Origin of the sequence: Spiroplasma endosymbiont of Thecophora atra (assembly GCF_964019735.1) — a bacterium.
GTDB classification, from domain to species: domain Bacteria; phylum Bacillota_I; class Bacilli_A; order Mycoplasmatales; family VBWQ01; genus Spiroplasma_E; species Spiroplasma_E ixodetis_A.
Map to the genome: position 1 here is coordinate 862,386 of NZ_OZ026464.1, position 18,833 is coordinate 881,218.

The window sequence follows — 18,833 nt, forward strand, 5'->3', positions numbered from 1 at the left end:
AATACAATAGGTGTATTGGAAATACTCTATTGTTTAGACCAATAAAATAGATTTCAAATGTCCATCTTAAGTATAGAGGAGATAAATATTATGGCATATAACAAACAATCTGATTTATCACATATTAATGGTGGTTTGCCTTCAACTTCATCAAATAATTCAAAAGATGAAGAAAGATTAAAAAAAGAGATTTATGGTCAATTGTTTAGAAGTGAAATTTTACATCAAATTTATGAACTATGCGAATCCTCTCAACAAGAAGATTATGAATCTGCTTTAAAAATATTATCTAAAAAATGCAAGATGAGTCAAGAAAATGCAAAAGATTTATTAGAAAAGATTACTAAAATATTACAATCATCAAGGTTAACAATTAATTTTGATTTTTCAAAAATATACGATATTAATAATAAATGACCAGAGGTTTTAAATTGTTTTGCTTATAAGGAAAAACCAAATGAAATTTCTAACTATAATGTAGGTCGAGCAAGTGTAGAGGAAGTTGCATTTTATCTAAATCAATTATTTGATAATAGTAAATATGAAAAATTTGGACGTTTTTCAACCCCTACTGGTGATCAAACAAAAAGAAGTGCTAATTTTCAGTGAACAAGTAGACCTTGCTATGCGGCATTAGATTTTTTGGAAAATCCTATGGGTGGAGCTCCTATGTATGGAAAATCTTTTATTATACTAAAAGATTATGTAAAACATAATTGTACATATAATCCTTATGATACGTATTCACCACCTACGTTCACTCGTGGGAAATTAAAAGATAAAATATCTACTTTTTTACACTTCCCAAGATTGATAAGATATTGTCAAAATGATTTATTTGGATATAATTGTTTAGAAAGTTTAATTAATAAAGCTAATGGAAAAAATTTTGTTCCTCATAGTAATTATGGTAAAAGTGAAGGAAATTATATAGAGGCTCATGTTTATTCTAGAATCTTATTTGCACGTGATATAAAACAAATTTGCTTATCAAAAGCGGAATTTGATAGTCATCCACCTAATAAACAAAAACAAATATTAGAAAAAATAAGTGAAATAAACTCATGTTTAGGATCTTCATTTATTATATTCATAACTGAAGAAGAATACAAAATAAAACAAGAAGAAAGACATTTAGAAGATAAATTATCATTAAAACAAGAAAAAATAACAAAATTAAAAAGTGATATTGTCAAGCTAGAGAAAAAAAAGATAAATCCAATTTTAAATTTTGTTATTAAAGTTTTTAGTTTTGGATGTATTAATAAAAAAAGAAATAAAAGAAATAAAAGAAATAATAAATGCTAAAAATATTGAAATTAAAAATTTGTTGTTAGAGATAAAAAATAATGAAACACCACATTCACCATTAATTTCAACGGAAACTATGCCATTATTACAAGTTCAAAAAGTAACTGATGAAAAAAAATTTGATAAACAATCAGCAAATGATGAAGAATTAAATAATCCCTTTTTAAACAGTTGTTCAAATTCACAACAAAATCTTCTTTAATAAAATATATATTGAACCATTTTAATAACTATACTGATATTATTATTTTTCTATTTTTTTTTAATTAAATATGGTAAAGTCAAGTATATAGGGGCTTTGCCCCTAGTTGCTTCGCAACTCACCCCAGTGGCGTAAACGCCACGACCAACCAACCAAGGTTCTGGTTGGCTTCGACCAATAATATAGGTTTACTCTATTTTAACATCTTTCTTATTTTTCTTAGAATATTTATTTCTATAATAACAAGTACGACATACAGTATTTTCAGTTTGTAATATATTATCCAACTTATCTAATCCTACTGCTCTAATATCATCAACAGTAAAATCTAATGCTTGTGATTGTTCATAGTATTTAACAGTACTTAATTCACTCTTTAAAGAATGAATATAATTTAAAGCACGACTATTATATCTTTGTAAATAAGACCTAAGAAATCATAAACTAAAAGTCATAGTTTTACCACTATAACTAGGTGGTAATCCACCACGTTTAATTATTCGCTTTGTTTGTCTTTTAGATAATACAACTTTATTATAATCATCAACATTAGTATAAATATTTAGTTTAAACTTAACTAAAAATAACAAAATACGCATTCTTTTAACTTGCACAATATATTCCACTTTTTCATGTGCTTGTTTTGGTATTCTATCGGGGTGTTGTTCAATCATATACATAATTCCATTAAAATTATGACCTATTAATTTACAAAACATTCCTAAACTTTCTTGTGTTTCTTTAAATTCGGCTGATAAATCATTACTATTAATTTTTAAACCTAGTTCATCAAAAACAAGCATATCATTCTCTTTAAAAGCATAATTACTATTTAATTGATTAAATTTAAAAACATCATCATAAGAACAACGATAACTATATTCATTACGTACTTTAATAGGAATAGGACTTACTACCCTACCCTTATGTTTTTGTGCTAAACAACAAGCAAGAGCAGATTTACCAGTACGTGGTGGTGCTGAAATAATATAACTACCTACACGTTGTAATATCTTTATATTTTTTCTAGTTATTAAAAATGGATAAAATATTATTAATAATATAACTCCTAAAAGTAAATAACCATATCAAGGCATTATTTCAACTCCTAACCAACTAAAAATCCTACTGCTTTTAAAAATACTCATAAAGTTAAAATTTGTTCTAAACCACTAGTAAAATCAACATTTAAAACAGAACTAATAGTATCATCAAAAATACGTCTCAATAATCCATCAAGTTTAATAAAAAATTCTCTTAATGGTTCTACCGGTAAAACTTTACCAACAACTCCATAAAGTACTCATCTAAAAGCATTACGTAAATGACCAAAAACATCATATCAACTAACTCGCTCATACTCAGGGTTAAAAGGACTATTTGGTGGAACTGGTGTTACTTTCTCACTTGAAAAAATATTAATTTGACCAAAATTTAATTGTGGTGAAAAAGTTGGTCTAGTTGATTCACCATGAACATCAAAAAATACTGTTAAATGTCTTAAATTTGGAACACGAATAGGCATAGTAACAAAATTATATAAATCTTGCTGGTAAATATCATTATCAACCTTACCTTTAAAAACATATTTTGTATCACCAACATTATCTAAAAAACTAAAAACAAAATTAGCAGTAAAAGTTTTAAAATATTCATATTCAAAATAAAACATAAAACCTTGAATATAAAAACTTAAAGGTTTATCAATTTCAAAATTTAACTGTGTTTGAAAATTTATAATACTTTTACCAGTATTAACAAAATTTAAATTATTAGTATTATTCTTTGCAACATAATTATGATTAAACATAATACGTGAAAATTCATCTAATTGTTTTCTATTAAAAGTATAAACACCAGTTCCCATATCTATCATTTGTGACGGAACACCAACTGTATCACTATAATAATAACACGTATATAAACCTTCATTATTACCTATAAATTCACCACTAACTAATTTTAAGTCTGGTTGGTCAACATCAAAATAAGCAGAATTTCATGGAATTGTTGCTCAATCATCAAAATCATGATATTTAACATGTTTAACCATTTCTTTTGTAATATCATAATTAACAACATTAGGGTCATTTGAAGCAATTAAACTAGTGGGTGCTTGAACAGAAGTATTTACAACAAAAAATAATTTTGCAAACTTAAATCACATAATTATTTACCAAATAAACATTTTAAAATTCACCATGAACCATAAAACAAAACAAATCCAATAAAAAACTGAGTTCCATAAACTACTAAATTTCATAAAATAGTAGTAAAATCATCAACTGGACTACCTATAAACATAGTTCAATAATCAACTATACATTGATGTATTTTATTGTAAATTTCTAAAACACTCATACTTAACACCTACCCAAACAATGACCTAAAAACAAATTTAATAACACGATAAATAAAATTAAAAAATACACCTAATACCAACCAAAAAGTTAAATTAAACAAAATATAAACTTCATCAGTAATATTAGTTTGATTTAAAAATATATCAATATCATTACTAGAAAATATAAAAATAAAATGCAATATACTAAGAACAAAATTAGACATAATTATTTACCTACAAACTTCCCTTTTTTATTCTCAATACCCTTAGCCTTATTATCTAAACGTTTTCTTTCAGCAAGTTGTTTACCAACTCATGATGAACCTTTATAAAATTTAACAGAAGCACGACCCATAGTTTTAACATTCTGTCCTAAATCTAATGCTGGTAACATTAATTCGGGTAAAATAACCCTAAATGCAAATCTAAGCAAAATCAAAAATATCATTAAAGTACCTAAATTAAAACCTAAGTCACCAAGTGGAAAACTAAAAAACTTCATAAAAATTGAAGCAAATAATTGCATAACAGTTGTAATAAAAGGTATAAACATAATTTCACATCCTAATGTCTTGTAAATCTAAATAATCCCAAAATTAAATAAAATACAAAACTAACATTTATTAAAGCAAGAATAGGCAAAGGTAAAGTGTATAAACTATCATAAAAGAACGACTTAATAAAAAGTGTCACAGTATGTAATCTAGCAAAAGAACTTAAATACTGTATATAAATAGTTTGTACCAAAGTATTAACAACCGGTAAAAGTCTACCTAATAAAGGTAAAACAAAAACCAAACTAAAAAATAACTTTACCATTTGCTTACTCCTTTCTAATTACTAATGAGTTCCATGAATAATATGACCAACAAACTGCTTAATAAATACAAGAACCATAAATACAATTGAAATTAACACTGGTCAATTTGTAAGTGTTCCACCGTCGCCAGTTGTAAATATTCAACCAAAAATATAAGTAAAAGCATTTAATAATTGTTGTCCTACACCACCTATCATGGTTAATAATGCTGATAATCCAGCGGGCATATTAATCATCCCCTTTCTCTAATTCTTTTTGTTGTTTTTCCATTTCTAATTTACGTTTCTTCTTTTCAAAATCTTTACGACAAAAAGTACAATCAGGATCATTTTCTTTTTCCTTTACATGTTTTTTATGTTTGAACTTCTGTATACCCTCATGTATTCAACTACGACAAAATCAAAGTATAAGGCAAAACCCACCAATATATAAAGCATATTTTATAATCTCCTTAAAATCCATTTTAAACACCACCTAACGTATAAGCATAAGAATAATCCCAATTTAAACTTGCTCTATCTAAATTAATCTCAGACATACTATCATCATTTAAATCAACATCAACCATACTGTCATCTGTACTTTGATAATCACTAACACTAGCATTAATTAATCTTGCTCTTTCATCAGTAAATACTTCTTGCATTTGAACAACATTATTAGTATTTCCAAAAGGCAATAATAACTGATTTATAATCTCGCTTGCTCCTGCAATAATTGTAGGAATAGCAAAATAATTATTAAAATCATTATTAATACCCATAGCAACACTACTACTAATCAAACAACCACCAGTACCCATATTTGCTATTTTACGTATAGTTTCAAATCTATTAGGTATTAAGTCAGTTAAACCACTAATAACATTTGCTATACCAAAACTATTTAAAGATATATAAGTATCTCAATCTACAAAAGCCTTATCAACTATTGGCTTAGGTGTTGGTATTGGAGTAGGAATTGGTGGCTCAGTAGGACATGGTGGTCAAAAACAAGGTTCATCTCTTAATAAAGAAACTGACTTATTTACATACTGAACAAACTTAGCATAATTAATTAATCCAATTGTTCCTAAACCTAAAAATATCTTTTTATAACTATTAATAACTTTATTTCTAGTAGTAGGTCTTTGATTAATATTCCATATATCAATTCCTAACTTTTTACTAAATAACAAAGAATTAATAGAACCTAAAATTGGGTCTTTTAAATATTGACCATAATAAGCACTACCTCCAACCATAGCACTTAATGGACTTAATCCAGTTCTTAATATTTTAGGTAAAGTATAATTACTAGTTTGTTCTAACTCATTAGGCATAAATAAAACTCCTTACTTTATATACTAATAAGGAGCTTATTTATGAATTATAATCTAATCCATTGGGGCTTAATGAAAAATATATAATCCATATATAAGCCCCTTATTCAATTTTTACTTATTTCTTTTATTCTCTTTTCTTATTCGTTCCATTTCATTAGCAACTCTATAACACATTTCACAACCAAATACTCTTTCATAAGTTCAATCACTACACTTATGTCTCATAATTTAACTTACTTTCTTGTTGTCTCATTGATTTATTTAAAGCAATATCTAATATACAATTTGGACAATAATATTTTCTAGTATATAAGTTTTGCAAAACTTTTTTAGGACAAATAACTTGGTCACAAAGTTTACATATATAAATCGCTAAATGAAATACTTGTTCACATGAACAATTATCATTTTTAGCCATAATTTAAAATTAACTCCTAACATAAAATAATTATTTAAAATTACCCTTTTAATAAATAACTATTTTCAATTAGAAAGTTTTTTAATATTACCGCTTAAATCAAGTTCAAGTGAATAAAAATTACCAACTTTTAAATCAACAGCAGATAAACAATTATTAAAATCACTAGCAAATTCTGGATTATATCATTTATCACGTGTTTGACCAGTTGGCACGCTTGTTTGTTTATTTATTTCTACAAACTTCAAAACATCAAACTTTAATGTTTGACCTTTATTATTTTTATCGGGAATAATACGCCCTTTTTCAATATTAACTAATTGAACTTTAAACATAAAAAAACTTAACCTCCGTCTAAGCGGCTATAAAAAGCCAGATTAAGATGTGGGTAAACCATCTTATTTATAAATATACAGATATTTATATATATTACAAGTAAAAACAAAAAAATGCCAAAATAAATTAAAATCTTAGACGGTGACTTTAAATTATTTTGACAATAACTATTATATATATATATATATATATATACAAGTATTTTTATTGAAAATTTCTTTAATCTTTCTCATATTCATAATATTTTTCCATTACTTCAATAAATTTCATTCTATCTTTATTGTTAATTTCAATAAAAACAGCAGTAACTCTATCACCAGCAGTATTAGTAGGTCTAGTACTAAATTCTATACCCATTTTTTCTAAATTTTTGTCTATTTTTAAATCACCATTTTGAATTTTATATATACTATAATTAAAATCATGATTAATCTTATCTATTTTTTGTTTTAATTCAAAATTTTCGTGTAAAAGTGCAAGATACTTTTCTCTATAATCAACTTCAAAATAATTATTTTCATTTCCTTGAACTTTAATTATTTTTTTATTATTTTTATTATCTCCAATATCTTTATTATTGCTATTAATTTTACTTAAAATATTTTTTAAAAATAACATTTTTAATTATCCTTTTTTGCCTTTAATAATATCAAAAAAATAAAAATAAACAATATAAAATACAATTTTAATGTAAAACTCTTTTTTTAAAATCTATTTTCTCAACTTTATCACCAAAAACCTTATCTAACCAAGACAAAACATCTTTATCTCTTTGAATTAAATAACCAATTTCACTAGTCCGTAAATAATATTTATACGATAAAGCACTTAAATATACATATTGTTCGTAATCTTCATACTCTTTAAAATAATCATTAACAACAGTACTTTCAATAATACCACCAATCATAACAGTATTACCATTACTATCTTTTTGAGTTTTAAAATAAAATACATTTGTTGCATTAAAACTTGCTTTAATGATGTCTTGAATTGTTAATTTCTTAATACCACGAACCACAATAGGATTTTTACAGTTACGACTAAAAGCATAAGCCTTTACACCTACATCCGTCTGATTTATAGATTTAACATCATCCATGGCTTTTGTAACATACTTTCCTAAATATTTAATAACAAATTCATTCGTACCTTTTTTAACTACTCTTAAATCATTAAAACCATGACTTCATCATTCTGCTAACATACTTTTATATATTTTTCTATTAAAAATTACATGAAAATGAATAGCACCACGAGATTGATATTCATAAACATAAAAATATTTTAACTCTCTTAAATTTTGAAAACGTTTAGGGTCATTTCATCACTTTTTTAATTTAATAAAAAATAAACCAATATCTTTTTTAGCTTTAATAAAAAATGATATAGATATTACTCATTTAGATGCTAATGGTGATAGTGCTTTAACATGAGCTACTAGAAATGGACATTTAGAAATACAAAATATAATTAATGAATCAAATTATTGAAAAGAACAAATAAATTCTATAGATTTACAAAATCATAATTTACAGAACAAATGTGATAAATCAAATTCTTTAAAAATATAATTTTTAAAAAAAGAAATAAAAAAATGCTAAATTGTAAAGGTAAGTGCAACTAAATTATTTTTCTATCCAAATATTCGATTGGTGAAAGATAATTTAGTATTTTTCTTGGTCTTTGGTTTAAAGACAATATAAATTTATGAACTTCATTTTTATTAGTTTTTGAAAAAATAAATTTTTTAGGAAATTTTTCTCTAATTAAACCATTAGTATTTTCATTAGTACCTCTTTGTCAAGGTGAATATGGATTGGCAAAATAAATTTTTATATCTAAATTTTTTTCAAGTTGTTGTCAATTTGAAAATTCTTTGCCACGATCAAAAGTAATAGTTTTAACAATGTTTTTAGGAAGAATTGATAAATAATAACTAACATTTTTATTAATAACTTTAGTAGTTCTGTTTTTAACTAATATTGCTAAAGTAAATCGTGATACTCTTTCAACTAAAGTTATTAAACATGATTTGCTTTTACCTCGTGATGATACTATAGTATCTCCTTCTCAATGACCAAGTGTTATACGATCATTAACATTTATATCTCGTTCTTTAATTGATTTACCATTAAACTTGCCACGATTTTCTTTAGATTTTCGTTTTTTACCTTTTCTTCTTAAATTTTTACTAGTAACTTTATCAAGCATTCCAAAATAAATTCAAGTATAAATTGTTTTAAAACTAATAACTCACTCTTTATGAAAATTTTTAATTCTGCCATAAATTTGTTCAGGTGATCAACCTAATAGTAATTTTTGTTGTACATATTTTACTAAATTCTTATTTTTAAACTTATGAAAACTAATATGTGATTGTTTTCGATTTTCAGCTTTATTTTGTGCAATTAATGAAAAATAATGATTATTATCTTTATTTCTATTAATTTCTCGAATAATAGTACTAATACTTCGATTAAGATTTTTAGCTATTTCACTAATTTTAAATTTAAATTTCAATTGATTCTCAATATAAATCCTTTCATCTATGCCAAGATGTTTATAACTCATATAAAAACTCCTTACTTTTTTCTAAACTAAATTTAGCATTATGAAATTTTTATATGAGAATTTTTTGCAATTTTATTTACTTGCACTTACAAGTATAACTCAGCAAATTAAAAGATAATAATATTTTTTTGGATTTTTTCATGATAAAATCTTAAATAACATAAAGTAAATCTAAAAGAAAAAAGGACATAACTATGAATAAAAAAACAATATACTATAGTTTATTAATAATTCCTATTTCTTTATTTGTATTATTACTTACTTTATTTTTAACAAATATTTGAAAACCCTCAATTGTTGCTATTATTTTTATTACTATTTTGTTAATAATAGTAGCAATTTTTACATGATATCTTATAAAAAATAGTTATTCACAATTTGATAAAGAACATATCCATAATTTTGAAGATAATTTTAAACAACGATTTTGAAAACTAGGAATAATTGGTTTTATTGCTGATTTTTGTGACACAATTGGTATTGGTTCATTTGCAGTAAGTATTATTTTATTAAAATTAACAAAACAAGTACGTAATGATAAAAAAATTTTAGGAATTATGAATATTGGTCATAGTATTCCTACTTGCTTAGAAGCAATTATTTTTATTGCTTTAATTCAAGTAGCATGACCAACACTAGTTTCATTAATTTCTGCTGCAACATTAGGTGCCTATTTAGGCGCCATTATCGCAAATAAAATTAAACTTAGTTGATCACAACTATTTATTGGTATTCTATTATTTATTGTTTCAATTATCATGCTTTTAGGTCAAAAACAAATTGGAATTATGCCAACAGCGGGTAATAATAATAGTCTTGATATTTGATGAAAATATTTGGTTGGTATTAGTATATTCTTTATCCTTGGTGCTTTCATGGCATTAGGCATTGGTATTTATGCTCCAGCAATGGCAACTACTTATTTATTAGGTCTTAACGCTGAATGTGCTTTTCCAATTATGATGGGATCTGCAGCTTTTTTAATGCCAGTTGCTGGCACACGTTTTATTAAAGATAAAAACTATGAAATTAAACCAGCAATTGCTTTCACACTAGGTGGATCAATTGGTGTTATTTGTGCTTACTTAAGTGTATTCTTATTATTACAAAATGGTCTTGGCTTAAATAAAGAACAATTTATTAATATCCTACTATGATTAATTATCGTAATAATTTGATATACATCTTCTTCACTAATAATTACATCAGTAAAAAATTTACGTAATTATAAAAAACAAAAATCACATCAGAAATTAATTATTGACTCTTAAACATCATAAAAGGTTGTTAATTAACAACCTTTTATTATTACTACTTAAATTTTATTATTGCTAAAATCATCAATTCCTTTTTTAATAATATTAAATACTTGCTTTGATAATACATCAGTAGATAATTTAATAAATTCACTTGACTCAATTAGCTTATGAAAAATAAGATGAATATCTTTTTTGCCTTTATATTTTCGATCAAAAATTTGATAAGAATTAATAATAGTAACAGGAATAATTGGTACATAAGATTGATATGCCATATTAAAAGCACCTGCTTTAAATTCTTGCATTTCTTGTTGATGACTTCTTGTTCCTTCTGGAAAAATCATCATTGTACGCGGAATTCTAATTAATTCCTTTGCTTCTTGAAAAGCCGTAACGGCTGTTCGTGGATTATTACGATCAATAAATAAAACATCAATTAAAAAAATAAATCTTCGTGCCAAATGGCTTTTTTTTAATTCTTCTTTTGCAATAAAACCTAAAGGTGCATATAAACTATAATCATTTACCGATAATACTAATAATGGATCAAAATTTGATTGATGATTGGCAACCATTACACAACCTTTTCTTTTTGGTCAATTCTCAATGTTATGAACGGTTAATTTAATATTATATAATCATTTAATATAACGCACACGTTTTTTCAATCAAATATATCGTTTTGCTTCAGAAACTAAACTTGGGTCTTTTAATACCTTTCTTGTCATTGAACCTGATTTACTATAAGTTTGTAATAAATAAGGTCATGTTAAAATTGCTTTTCAAATGTTCATTATTATTTTTTTTCCTTTCTTTGATACACATTCGCCACAAATTCTGCAAATTCTGTTGTTTTGATTAATTTAAAATCAGAAAAATTACTAATAGGAAATAAAAGATCACCATTATATAAATTTTTAATGACTGAAACATATAAATAATCAGCATAATCTCATGCCTGCTTATAAATTTCAGTACCACCAATAATACAAATATCTGTTTTTTTATTACCTTGATATTGTTTTAAATATGAAATAATATCATTTGTGAAAGTAATATTATTATCATTTAGAAATTGTTGATAACGTTCTTGATGATTAGTAACAACTATATTGTAACGATTTTTTAATGGTTTGCCAATACTTTCAAAAGTTTTTGAACCCATTAATACATTTTTATTTAAAGTAATGCTCTGAAAATATTGCATTTCTTCTTTAATTTTTCAGGGCAATTTATTATTAAAACCAATTACCTTTTCTTTGGTCATTGCTCAAACTAAAATTACCATTATACTGCAACCTGACCTCTAATCAACGGATATGGATCATATTGTTCTAATTTAAAATCTTCAAATTTAAAATTAAATAAATTAGTAATATTTTTATTAATAACTAAAATTGGTAATGATTTTGGTTTTCTACTTAATTGTTCATTAATTTGTGAAAAATGATTACTATAAATATGAGCATCACCTAAAGTGTGAATAAATTCTCCTAACTGATAGCCACATATTTGTGCTAACATTATTGTTAATAATGCATAAGAAACAATATTAAAAGGAACTCCTAAAAAAATATCTGCACTACGTTGATATAATTGACAAGATAATTTTTTATCATCAGAAACGTAAAATTGAATTAAAGTATGACATGGTGGTAGTGCCATATTTTTAATTTCTGCAGGATTTCATGCTGATAAAATGTGTCTTCGTGAAAAAGGATTGTTTTTTAAATTTTCTATTAACTCCTGCAACTGATCAACACCATTAAAATTACGTCATTGTCTACCATAAACAGGTCCTAAATCACCAAATTCAAGAGCGAATTGATGATCAGTTTTAATTTTTTCAACAAATTCTTCTAAAGTTTCATTTTGATATTTTTTACTTTCCATAAATTTCTTATAAGGTCACTCATTTCAAATTCTAACATTATTTTTAACTAAATATTCAATATTAGTATCACCAGCAATAAATCATAATAACTCATGAACAATAGAAGCAAAATGAACTTTTTTTGTAGTTAATATGGGAAAACCTTTTTGTAAATCAAAACGCATTTGATAACCAAAAGTAGAAACAGTACCAGTGCCTGTTCTATCAGCTTTTTTATATCCTTTTTCTAAAACATATTGACATAAATCTAAATATTGTTTCATAATCATTACCTCTTTCATAAATCAAATTCAAATCAAGTATATAGGGGCTTTGCCCCTAGTTGCTTCGCAACTCACCCCAGTGGCGTAAACGCCACGGCCAACCAACCAAGGTTCTGGTTGGCTTCGACCAATAATATAGGTTTACTCTATTTTAACATCTTTCTTATTTTTCTTAGAATATTTATTTCTATAATAACAAGTACGACATACAGTATTTTCAGTTTCTTTCTTTTCAGTTTGTAATATATTATCCAACTTATCTAATCCTACTGCTCTAATATCATCAACAGTAAAATCTAATGCTTGTGATTGTTCATAGTATTTAACAGTACTTAATTCACTCTTTAAAGAATGAATATAATTTAAAGCACGACTATTATATCTTTGTAAATAAGACCTAGGAAATCATAAACTAAAAGTCATAGTTTCACCACTATAACTAGGTGGTAATCCACCACGTTTAATTATTCGCTTTGTTTGTCTTTTAGATAATACAACTTTATTATAATCATCAACATTAGTATAAATATTTAGTTTAAACTTAACTAAAAATAACAAAATACGCATTCTTTTAACTTGCACAATATATTCCACTTTTTCACGTGCTTGTTTTGGTATTCTATCGGGGTGTTGTTCAATCATATACATAATTCCATTAAAATTATGACCTATTAACTTACAAAACATTCCTAAACTTTCTTGTGTTTCTTTAAATTCGGGCGACAAATCATTACTAATAATTTTCAAACCTAACTCATCTAAAACAACCATATCACACTCTTTAAAAGCATAATTACTATTTAATTGATTAAATTTAAAAACATCATCATAAGAACAACGATAACTATACTCATTACGAACTTTAATAGGAATAGGACTTACTACCCTACCCTTATGTTTTTGTGCTAAACAACAAGCAAGAGCAGATTTACCAGTACGTGGTGGTGCTGAAATAATATAACTACCTACACGTTGTAATATCTTTATATTTTTTCTAGTTATTAAAAATGGATAAAATATTATTAATAATATAACTCCTAAAAGTAAATAACCATATCAAGGCATTATTTCAACTCCTAACCAACTAAAATCCTACTGCTTTTAAAAATACTCATAAAGTTAAAACTTGTTCTAAACCACTAGTAAAATCAACATTTAAAACAGAACTAATAGTATCATCAAAAATACGTCTCAATAATCCATCAAGTTTAGTAAAAAATTCTCTTAATGGTTCTACCGATAAAACTTTACCAACAACTCCATAAAGTACTCATCTAAAAGCATTACGTAAATGACCAAAAACATCATATCAACTAACTCGCTCATACTCAGGGTTAAAAGGACTATTTGGTGGAACTGGTGTTACTTTCTCACTTGAAAAAATATTAATTTGACCAAAATTTAATTGTGGTGAAAAAGTTGGTCTAGTTGATTCACCATGAACATCAAAAAATACTGTTAAATGTCTTAAATTTGGAACACGAATAGGCATAGTAACAAAATTATATAAATCTTGCTGGTAAATATCATTATCAACCTTACCTTTAAAAACATATTTTGTATCACCAACATTATCTAAAAAACTAAAAACAAAATTAGCAGTAAAAGTTTTAAAATATTCATATTCAAAATAAAACATAAAACCTTGAATATAAAAACTTAAAGGTTTATCAATTTCAAAATTTAACTGTGTTTGAAAATTTATAATACTTTTACCAGTATTAACAAAATTTAAATTATTAGTATTATTCTTTGCAACATAATTATGATTAAACATAATACGTAAAAATTCATCTAATTGTTTTCTATTAAAAGTATAAACACCAGTTCCCATATCTATCATTTGTGACGGAACACCAACTGTATCACTATAATAATAACACGTATATAAACCTTCATTATTACCTATAAATTCACCACTAACTAATTTTAAGTCTGGTTGGTCAACATCAAAATAAGCAGAATTTCATGGAATTGTTGCTCAATCATCAAAATCATGATATTTAACATGTTTAACCATTTCTTTTGTAATATCATAATTAACAACATTAGGGTCATTTGAAGCAATTAAACTAGTGAGTGCTTGAACAGAAGTATTTACAACAAAAAATAATTTTGCAAACTTAAATCACATAATTATTTACCAAATAAACATTTTAAAATTCATCATGAACCATAAAACAAAACAAATCCAATAAAAAACTGAGTTCCATAAACTACTAAATTTCATAAAATAGTAGTAAAATTATCAACTGGACTACCTATAAACATAGTTCAATAATCAACTATACATTGATGTATTTTATTGTAAATTTCTAAAACACTCATACTTAACACCTACCCAAACAATGACCTAAAAACAAATTTAATAACACGATAAATAAAATTAAAAAATACACCTAATACCAACCAAAAAGTTAAATTAAACAAAATATAAACTTCATCAGTAATATTAGTTTGATTTAAAAATATACCAATATCATTACTAGAAAATATAAAAATAAAATGCAATATACTAAGAACAAAATTAGACATAATTATTTACCTACAAACTTCCCTTTTTTATTCTCAATACCCTTAGCCTTATTATCTAAACGTTTTCTTTCAGCAAGTTGTTTACCAACTCATGATGAACCTTTATAAAATTTAACAGAAGCACGACCCATAGTTTTAACATTCTGTCCTAAATCTAATGCTGGTAACATTAATTCGGGTAAAATAACCCTAAATGCAAATCTAAGCAAAATCAAAAATATCATTAAAGTACCTAAATTAAAACCTAAGTCACCAAGTGGAAAACTAAAAAACTTCATAAAAATTGAAGCAAATAATTGCATAACAGTTGTAATAAAAGGTATAAACATAATTTCACATCCTAATGTCTTGTAAATCTAAATAATCCCAAAATTAAATAAAATACAAAACTAACATTTATTAAAGCAAGAATAGGCAAAGGTAAAGTGTATAAACTATCATAAAAGAACGACTTAATAAAAAGTGTCACAGTATGTAATCCAGCAAAAGAACTTAAATACTGTATATAAATAGTTTGTACCAAAGTATTAACAACCGGTAAAAGTCTACCTAATAAAGGTAAAACAAAAACCAAACTAAAAAATAACTTTACCATTTGCTTACTCCTTTCTAATTACTAATGAGTTCCATGAATAATATGACCAACAAACTGCTTAATAAATACAAGAACCATAAATACAATTGAAATTAACACTGGTCAATTTGTAAGTGTTCCACCGTCGCCAGTTGTAAATACTCAACCAAAAATATAAGTAAAAGCATTTAATAATTGTTGTCCTACACCACCTATCATGGTTAATAATGCTGATAATCCAGCGGGCATATTAATCACCCCCTTTCTCTAATTCTTTTTGTTGTTTTTCCATTTCTAATTTACGTTTCTTCTTTTCAAAATCTTTACGACAAAAAGTACAATCAGGGTCATTTTCTTTTTCCTTTACATGTTTTTTATGTTTGAACTTCTGTATACCCTCATGTATTCAACTACGACAAAATCAAAGTATAAGGCAAAACCCACCAATATATAAAGCATATTTTATAATCTCCTTAAAATCCATTTTAAACACCACCTAACGTATAAGCATAAGAATAATCCCAATTTAAACTTGCTCTATCTAAATTAATCTCAGACATACTATCATCATTTAAATCAACATCAACCATACTGTCATCTGTACTTTGATAATCACTAACACTAGCATTAATTAATCTTGCTCTTTCATCAGTAAATACTTCTTGCATTTGAACAACATTATTAGTATTTCCAAAAGGCAATAATAACTAATTTATAATCTCGCTTGCTCCTGCAATAATTGTAGGAATAGCAAAATAATTATTAAAATCATTATTAATACCCATAGCAACACCACTACTAATCAAACAACCACCAGTACCCATATTTGCTATTTTACGTATAGTTTCAAATCTATTAGGTATTAATTCAGTTAAACCACTAATAACATTTGCTATACCAAAACTATTTAAAGATATATAAGTATCTCAATCTACAAAAGCCTTATCAACTATTGGCTTAGGTGTTGGTATTGGAGTAGGAATTGGTGGCTCAGTAGGACATGGTGGTCAAAAACAAGGTTCATCTCTTAATAAAGAAACTGACTTATTTACATACTGAACAAACTTAGCATAATTAATTAATCCAATTGTTCCTAAACCTAAAAATATCTTTTTATAACTATTAATAACTTTATTTCTAGTAGTAGGTCTTTGATTAATATTCCATATATCAATTCCTAACTTTTTACTAAATAACAAAGAATTAATAGAACCTAAAATTGGGTCTTTTAAATATTGACCATAATAAGCACTAACTCCAACCATAGCACTTAATGGACTTAATCCAGTTCTTAATATTTTAGGTAAAGTATAATTACTAGTTTGTTCTAACTCATTAGGCATAAATAAAACTCCTTACTTTATATACTAATAAGGAGCTTATTTATGAATTATAATCTAATCCATTGGGGCTTAATGAAAAATATATAATCCATATATAAGCCCCTTATTCAATTTTTACTTATTTCTTTTATTCTCTTTTCTTATTCGTTCCATTTCATTAGCAACTCTATAACACATTTCACAACCAAATACTCTTTCATAAGTTCAATCACTACACTTATGTCTCATAATTTAACTTACTTTCTTGTTGTCTCATTGATTTATTTAAATCAATATCTAATATACAATTTGGACAATAATATTTTCTAGTATATAAGTTTTGCAAAACTCTTTTAGGACAAATAACTTGGTCACAAAGTTTACATATATAAATCGCTAAATGAAATACTTGTTCACATGAACAATTATCATTTTTAGCCATAATTTAAAATTAACTCCTAACATAAAATAATTATTTAAAATTACCCTTTTAATAAATAACTATTTTCAATTAGAAAGTTTTTTAATATTACCGCTTAAATCAATTATATTTTAAGCTAAATTGTAAAGGTAAGTGCAACTAAATTATTTTTCTATCCAAATATTCGATTGGTGAAAGATAATTTAGTATTTTTCTTGGTCTTTGGTTTAAAGACAATATAAATTTATGAACTTCATTTTTATTAGTTTTTGAAAAAATAAATTTTTTAGGAAATTTTTCTCTAATTAAACCATTAGTATTTTCATTAGTACCTCTTTGTCAAGGTGAATATGGATTGGCAAAATAAATTTTTATATCTAAATTTTTTTCAAGTTGTTGTCAATTTGAAAATTCTTTGCCACGATCAAAAGTAATAGTTTTAACAATGTTTTTAGGAAGAATTGATAAATAATAACTAACATTTTTATTAATAACTTTAGTAGTTCTGTTTTTAACTAATATTGCTAAAGTAAATCGTGATACTCTTTCAACTAAAGTTATTAAACATGATTTGCTTTTACCTCGTGATGATACTATAGTATCTCCTTCTCAATGACCAAGTGTTATACGATCATTAACATTTATATCTCGTTCTTTAATTGATTTACCATTAAACTTGCCACGATTTTCTTTAGATTTTCGTTTTTTACCTTTTCTTCTTAAATTTTTACTAGTAACTTTATCAAGCATTCCAAAATAAATTCAAGTATAAATTGTTTTAAAACTAATAACTCACTCTTTATGAAAATTTTTAATTCTGCCATAAATTTGTTCAGGTGATCAACCTAATAGTAATTTTTGTTGTACATATTTTACTAAATTCTTATTTTTAAACTTATGAAAACTAATATGTGATTGTTTTCGATTTTCAGCTTTATTTTGTGCAATTAATGAAAAATAATGATTATTATCTTTATTTCTATTAATTTCTCGAATAATAGTACTAATACTTCGATTAAGATTTTTAGCTATTTCACTAATTTTAAATTTAAATTTCAATTGATTCTCAATATAAATCCTTTCATCTATGCCAAGATGTTTATAACTCATATAAAAACTCCTTACTTTTTTCTAAACTAAATTTAGCATTATGAAATTTTTATATGAGAATTTTTTGCAATTTTATTTACTTGCACTTACAAGTATAACTCAGCTTAACAAAAAATATTTTTTTAT

The 18,833-nt window shown here is 25.2% G+C and carries 32 protein-coding genes; 3 read left to right on the forward strand and 29 right to left on the reverse strand.

Translation table 4 applies throughout. The annotated features are described in order from the left end of the window. The first annotated feature begins 90 nt into the window (after positions 1-90). Positions 91-1,308: a DUF3626 domain-containing protein gene (locus AACL05_RS04860; protein WP_338985799.1), complete on the forward strand. Its 1,218-nt coding sequence runs from the start codon at positions 91-93 to the stop codon at positions 1,306-1,308. A gap of 22 nt (positions 1,309-1,330) precedes the next feature. Next, positions 1,331-1,513, forward strand: coding sequence for a hypothetical protein (locus AACL05_RS04865; RefSeq protein WP_338985801.1), 183 nt, complete (start codon positions 1,331-1,333; stop codon positions 1,511-1,513). 188 nt (positions 1,514-1,701) lie between these two features. On the opposite strand, the gene AACL05_RS04870 is transcribed toward AACL05_RS04865, so the two are convergent. The 14 genes from AACL05_RS04870 to AACL05_RS04935 all read right to left on the reverse strand — a co-directional run bounded on the left by AACL05_RS04870 (position 1,702) and on the right by AACL05_RS04935 (position 9,329). After that, on the reverse strand, positions 1,702-2,610 hold the full coding sequence (locus AACL05_RS04870) for a hypothetical protein (RefSeq protein ID WP_338985803.1): 909 nt from the start codon (positions 2,608-2,610) through the stop codon (positions 1,702-1,704). An 11-nt stretch (positions 2,611-2,621) separates the two neighbouring features. After that, positions 2,622-3,680: a hypothetical protein gene (locus AACL05_RS04875; protein WP_338985805.1), complete on the reverse strand. Its 1,059-nt coding sequence runs from the start codon at positions 3,678-3,680 to the stop codon at positions 2,622-2,624. Positions 3,681-3,682: 2 nt separating this feature from the next. Further along, positions 3,683-3,874, reverse strand: a complete 192-nt coding sequence (locus tag AACL05_RS04880) for a hypothetical protein (RefSeq protein WP_174481173.1) — start codon at positions 3,872-3,874, stop codon at positions 3,683-3,685. A gap of 9 nt (positions 3,875-3,883) precedes the next feature. Beyond that, positions 3,884-4,081 carry a hypothetical protein gene (locus AACL05_RS04885; protein WP_338985807.1) on the reverse strand — a complete coding sequence of 66 codons (198 nt, stop codon included), beginning with the start codon at positions 4,079-4,081 and terminating at the stop codon, positions 3,884-3,886. 2 nt (positions 4,082-4,083) lie between these two features. Continuing rightward, entirely contained in the window at positions 4,084-4,410 is a 327-nt protein-coding gene (locus AACL05_RS04890) for a hypothetical protein (protein WP_338960277.1), read from the reverse strand. Positions 4,411-4,421: 11 nt separating this feature from the next. Beyond that, entirely contained in the window at positions 4,422-4,676 is a 255-nt protein-coding gene (locus AACL05_RS04895; protein WP_338985809.1) for a hypothetical protein, read from the reverse strand. Positions 4,677-4,697: 21 nt separating this feature from the next. Next, positions 4,698-4,904, reverse strand: a complete 207-nt coding sequence (locus tag AACL05_RS04900; RefSeq protein ID WP_338985811.1) for a hypothetical protein — start codon at positions 4,902-4,904, stop codon at positions 4,698-4,700. 1 nt (position 4,905) lies between these two features. Beyond that, the gene (locus tag AACL05_RS04905) at positions 4,906-5,139 is read right to left on the reverse strand and encodes a hypothetical protein (protein WP_338985813.1); all 234 of its coding nucleotides are present in this window, start codon (positions 5,137-5,139) and stop codon (positions 4,906-4,908) included. A gap of 1 nt (position 5,140) precedes the next feature. Next, a complete protein-coding gene (locus AACL05_RS04910; RefSeq protein ID WP_338985815.1) occupies positions 5,141-5,998 on the reverse strand; it encodes a hypothetical protein in 858 nt (285 codons plus the stop codon). 217 nt (positions 5,999-6,215) lie between these two features. Further along, positions 6,216-6,419 carry a hypothetical protein gene (locus tag AACL05_RS04915; RefSeq protein ID WP_338985817.1) on the reverse strand — a complete coding sequence of 68 codons (204 nt, stop codon included), beginning with the start codon at positions 6,417-6,419 and terminating at the stop codon, positions 6,216-6,218. 59 nt (positions 6,420-6,478) lie between these two features. Beyond that, positions 6,479-6,754 carry a hypothetical protein gene (locus AACL05_RS04920; protein WP_174480871.1) on the reverse strand — a complete coding sequence of 92 codons (276 nt, stop codon included), beginning with the start codon at positions 6,752-6,754 and terminating at the stop codon, positions 6,479-6,481. 220 nt (positions 6,755-6,974) lie between these two features. Continuing rightward, positions 6,975-7,373, reverse strand: a complete 399-nt coding sequence (locus AACL05_RS04925; RefSeq protein ID WP_338985819.1) for a hypothetical protein — start codon at positions 7,371-7,373, stop codon at positions 6,975-6,977. A 67-nt stretch (positions 7,374-7,440) separates the two neighbouring features. Further along, complete coding sequence (locus AACL05_RS04930; RefSeq protein WP_422397368.1) at positions 7,441-8,232, reverse strand: rolling circle replication-associated protein; 792 nt, start codon at positions 8,230-8,232, stop codon at positions 7,441-7,443. 146 nt (positions 8,233-8,378) lie between these two features. After that, positions 8,379-9,329: an IS30 family transposase gene (locus tag AACL05_RS04935; RefSeq protein WP_338960236.1), complete on the reverse strand. Its 951-nt coding sequence runs from the start codon at positions 9,327-9,329 to the stop codon at positions 8,379-8,381. A gap of 194 nt (positions 9,330-9,523) precedes the next feature. Here AACL05_RS04935 and AACL05_RS04940 point away from each other — a divergent pair, with 194 nt between their 5' ends. Next, positions 9,524-10,600 carry a sulfite exporter TauE/SafE family protein gene (locus AACL05_RS04940; protein ID WP_338960265.1) on the forward strand — a complete coding sequence of 359 codons (1,077 nt, stop codon included), beginning with the start codon at positions 9,524-9,526 and terminating at the stop codon, positions 10,598-10,600. A 44-nt stretch (positions 10,601-10,644) separates the two neighbouring features. Here the strand turns inward: AACL05_RS04940 and AACL05_RS04945 are convergent, their stop codons facing one another. The 15 genes from AACL05_RS04945 to AACL05_RS05015 all read right to left on the reverse strand — a co-directional run bounded on the left by AACL05_RS04945 (position 10,645) and on the right by AACL05_RS05015 (position 18,707). Further along, complete coding sequence (locus AACL05_RS04945) at positions 10,645-11,382, reverse strand: lysophospholipid acyltransferase family protein (protein WP_338960266.1); 738 nt, start codon at positions 11,380-11,382, stop codon at positions 10,645-10,647. A 2-nt stretch (positions 11,383-11,384) separates the two neighbouring features. After that, positions 11,385-11,876: a dihydrofolate reductase gene (locus tag AACL05_RS04950; RefSeq protein WP_338960267.1), complete on the reverse strand. Its 492-nt coding sequence runs from the start codon at positions 11,874-11,876 to the stop codon at positions 11,385-11,387. Beyond that, the gene (gene thyA / locus AACL05_RS04955; protein ID WP_338960268.1) at positions 11,876-12,745 is read right to left on the reverse strand and encodes a thymidylate synthase; all 870 of its coding nucleotides are present in this window, start codon (positions 12,743-12,745) and stop codon (positions 11,876-11,878) included. Before thyA ends, AACL05_RS04950 begins: the two co-directional genes overlap by 1 nt. A gap of 141 nt (positions 12,746-12,886) precedes the next feature. Continuing rightward, the gene (locus tag AACL05_RS04960) at positions 12,887-13,810 is read right to left on the reverse strand and encodes a hypothetical protein (RefSeq protein WP_338960270.1); all 924 of its coding nucleotides are present in this window, start codon (positions 13,808-13,810) and stop codon (positions 12,887-12,889) included. A gap of 19 nt (positions 13,811-13,829) precedes the next feature. Continuing rightward, positions 13,830-14,879: a hypothetical protein gene (locus AACL05_RS04965; RefSeq protein WP_338960272.1), complete on the reverse strand. Its 1,050-nt coding sequence runs from the start codon at positions 14,877-14,879 to the stop codon at positions 13,830-13,832. 2 nt (positions 14,880-14,881) lie between these two features. Continuing rightward, positions 14,882-15,073 carry a hypothetical protein gene (locus AACL05_RS04970; RefSeq protein WP_338960274.1) on the reverse strand — a complete coding sequence of 64 codons (192 nt, stop codon included), beginning with the start codon at positions 15,071-15,073 and terminating at the stop codon, positions 14,882-14,884. A 9-nt stretch (positions 15,074-15,082) separates the two neighbouring features. Continuing rightward, the gene (locus tag AACL05_RS04975; RefSeq protein ID WP_338960275.1) at positions 15,083-15,280 is read right to left on the reverse strand and encodes a hypothetical protein; all 198 of its coding nucleotides are present in this window, start codon (positions 15,278-15,280) and stop codon (positions 15,083-15,085) included. Between the two features lie 2 nt (positions 15,281-15,282). Then, positions 15,283-15,609, reverse strand: a complete 327-nt coding sequence (locus AACL05_RS04980) for a hypothetical protein (RefSeq protein WP_338960277.1) — start codon at positions 15,607-15,609, stop codon at positions 15,283-15,285. An 11-nt stretch (positions 15,610-15,620) separates the two neighbouring features. After that, positions 15,621-15,875, reverse strand: a complete 255-nt coding sequence (locus AACL05_RS04985) for a hypothetical protein (protein ID WP_338960279.1) — start codon at positions 15,873-15,875, stop codon at positions 15,621-15,623. Positions 15,876-15,896: 21 nt separating this feature from the next. Beyond that, positions 15,897-16,103 (reverse strand): hypothetical protein, encoded by a 207-nt coding sequence (locus AACL05_RS04990; RefSeq protein ID WP_174480862.1) that lies wholly within the window; start codon positions 16,101-16,103, stop codon positions 15,897-15,899. 1 nt (position 16,104) lies between these two features. Beyond that, positions 16,105-16,338 (reverse strand): hypothetical protein, encoded by a 234-nt coding sequence (locus tag AACL05_RS04995; protein WP_338960280.1) that lies wholly within the window; start codon positions 16,336-16,338, stop codon positions 16,105-16,107. Between the two features lies 1 nt (position 16,339). Then, positions 16,340-16,555 carry a hypothetical protein gene (locus tag AACL05_RS05000; protein WP_338960282.1) on the reverse strand — a complete coding sequence of 72 codons (216 nt, stop codon included), beginning with the start codon at positions 16,553-16,555 and terminating at the stop codon, positions 16,340-16,342. A gap of 6 nt (positions 16,556-16,561) precedes the next feature. Next, complete coding sequence (locus AACL05_RS05005; RefSeq protein WP_338960284.1) at positions 16,562-17,197, reverse strand: hypothetical protein; 636 nt, start codon at positions 17,195-17,197, stop codon at positions 16,562-16,564. A 217-nt stretch (positions 17,198-17,414) separates the two neighbouring features. Next, complete coding sequence (locus tag AACL05_RS05010; protein ID WP_338960286.1) at positions 17,415-17,618, reverse strand: hypothetical protein; 204 nt, start codon at positions 17,616-17,618, stop codon at positions 17,415-17,417. 138 nt (positions 17,619-17,756) lie between these two features. Continuing rightward, positions 17,757-18,707 (reverse strand): IS30 family transposase, encoded by a 951-nt coding sequence (locus AACL05_RS05015; RefSeq protein WP_338960236.1) that lies wholly within the window; start codon positions 18,705-18,707, stop codon positions 17,757-17,759. Between the last annotated feature and the right edge of the window lie 126 nt (positions 18,708-18,833).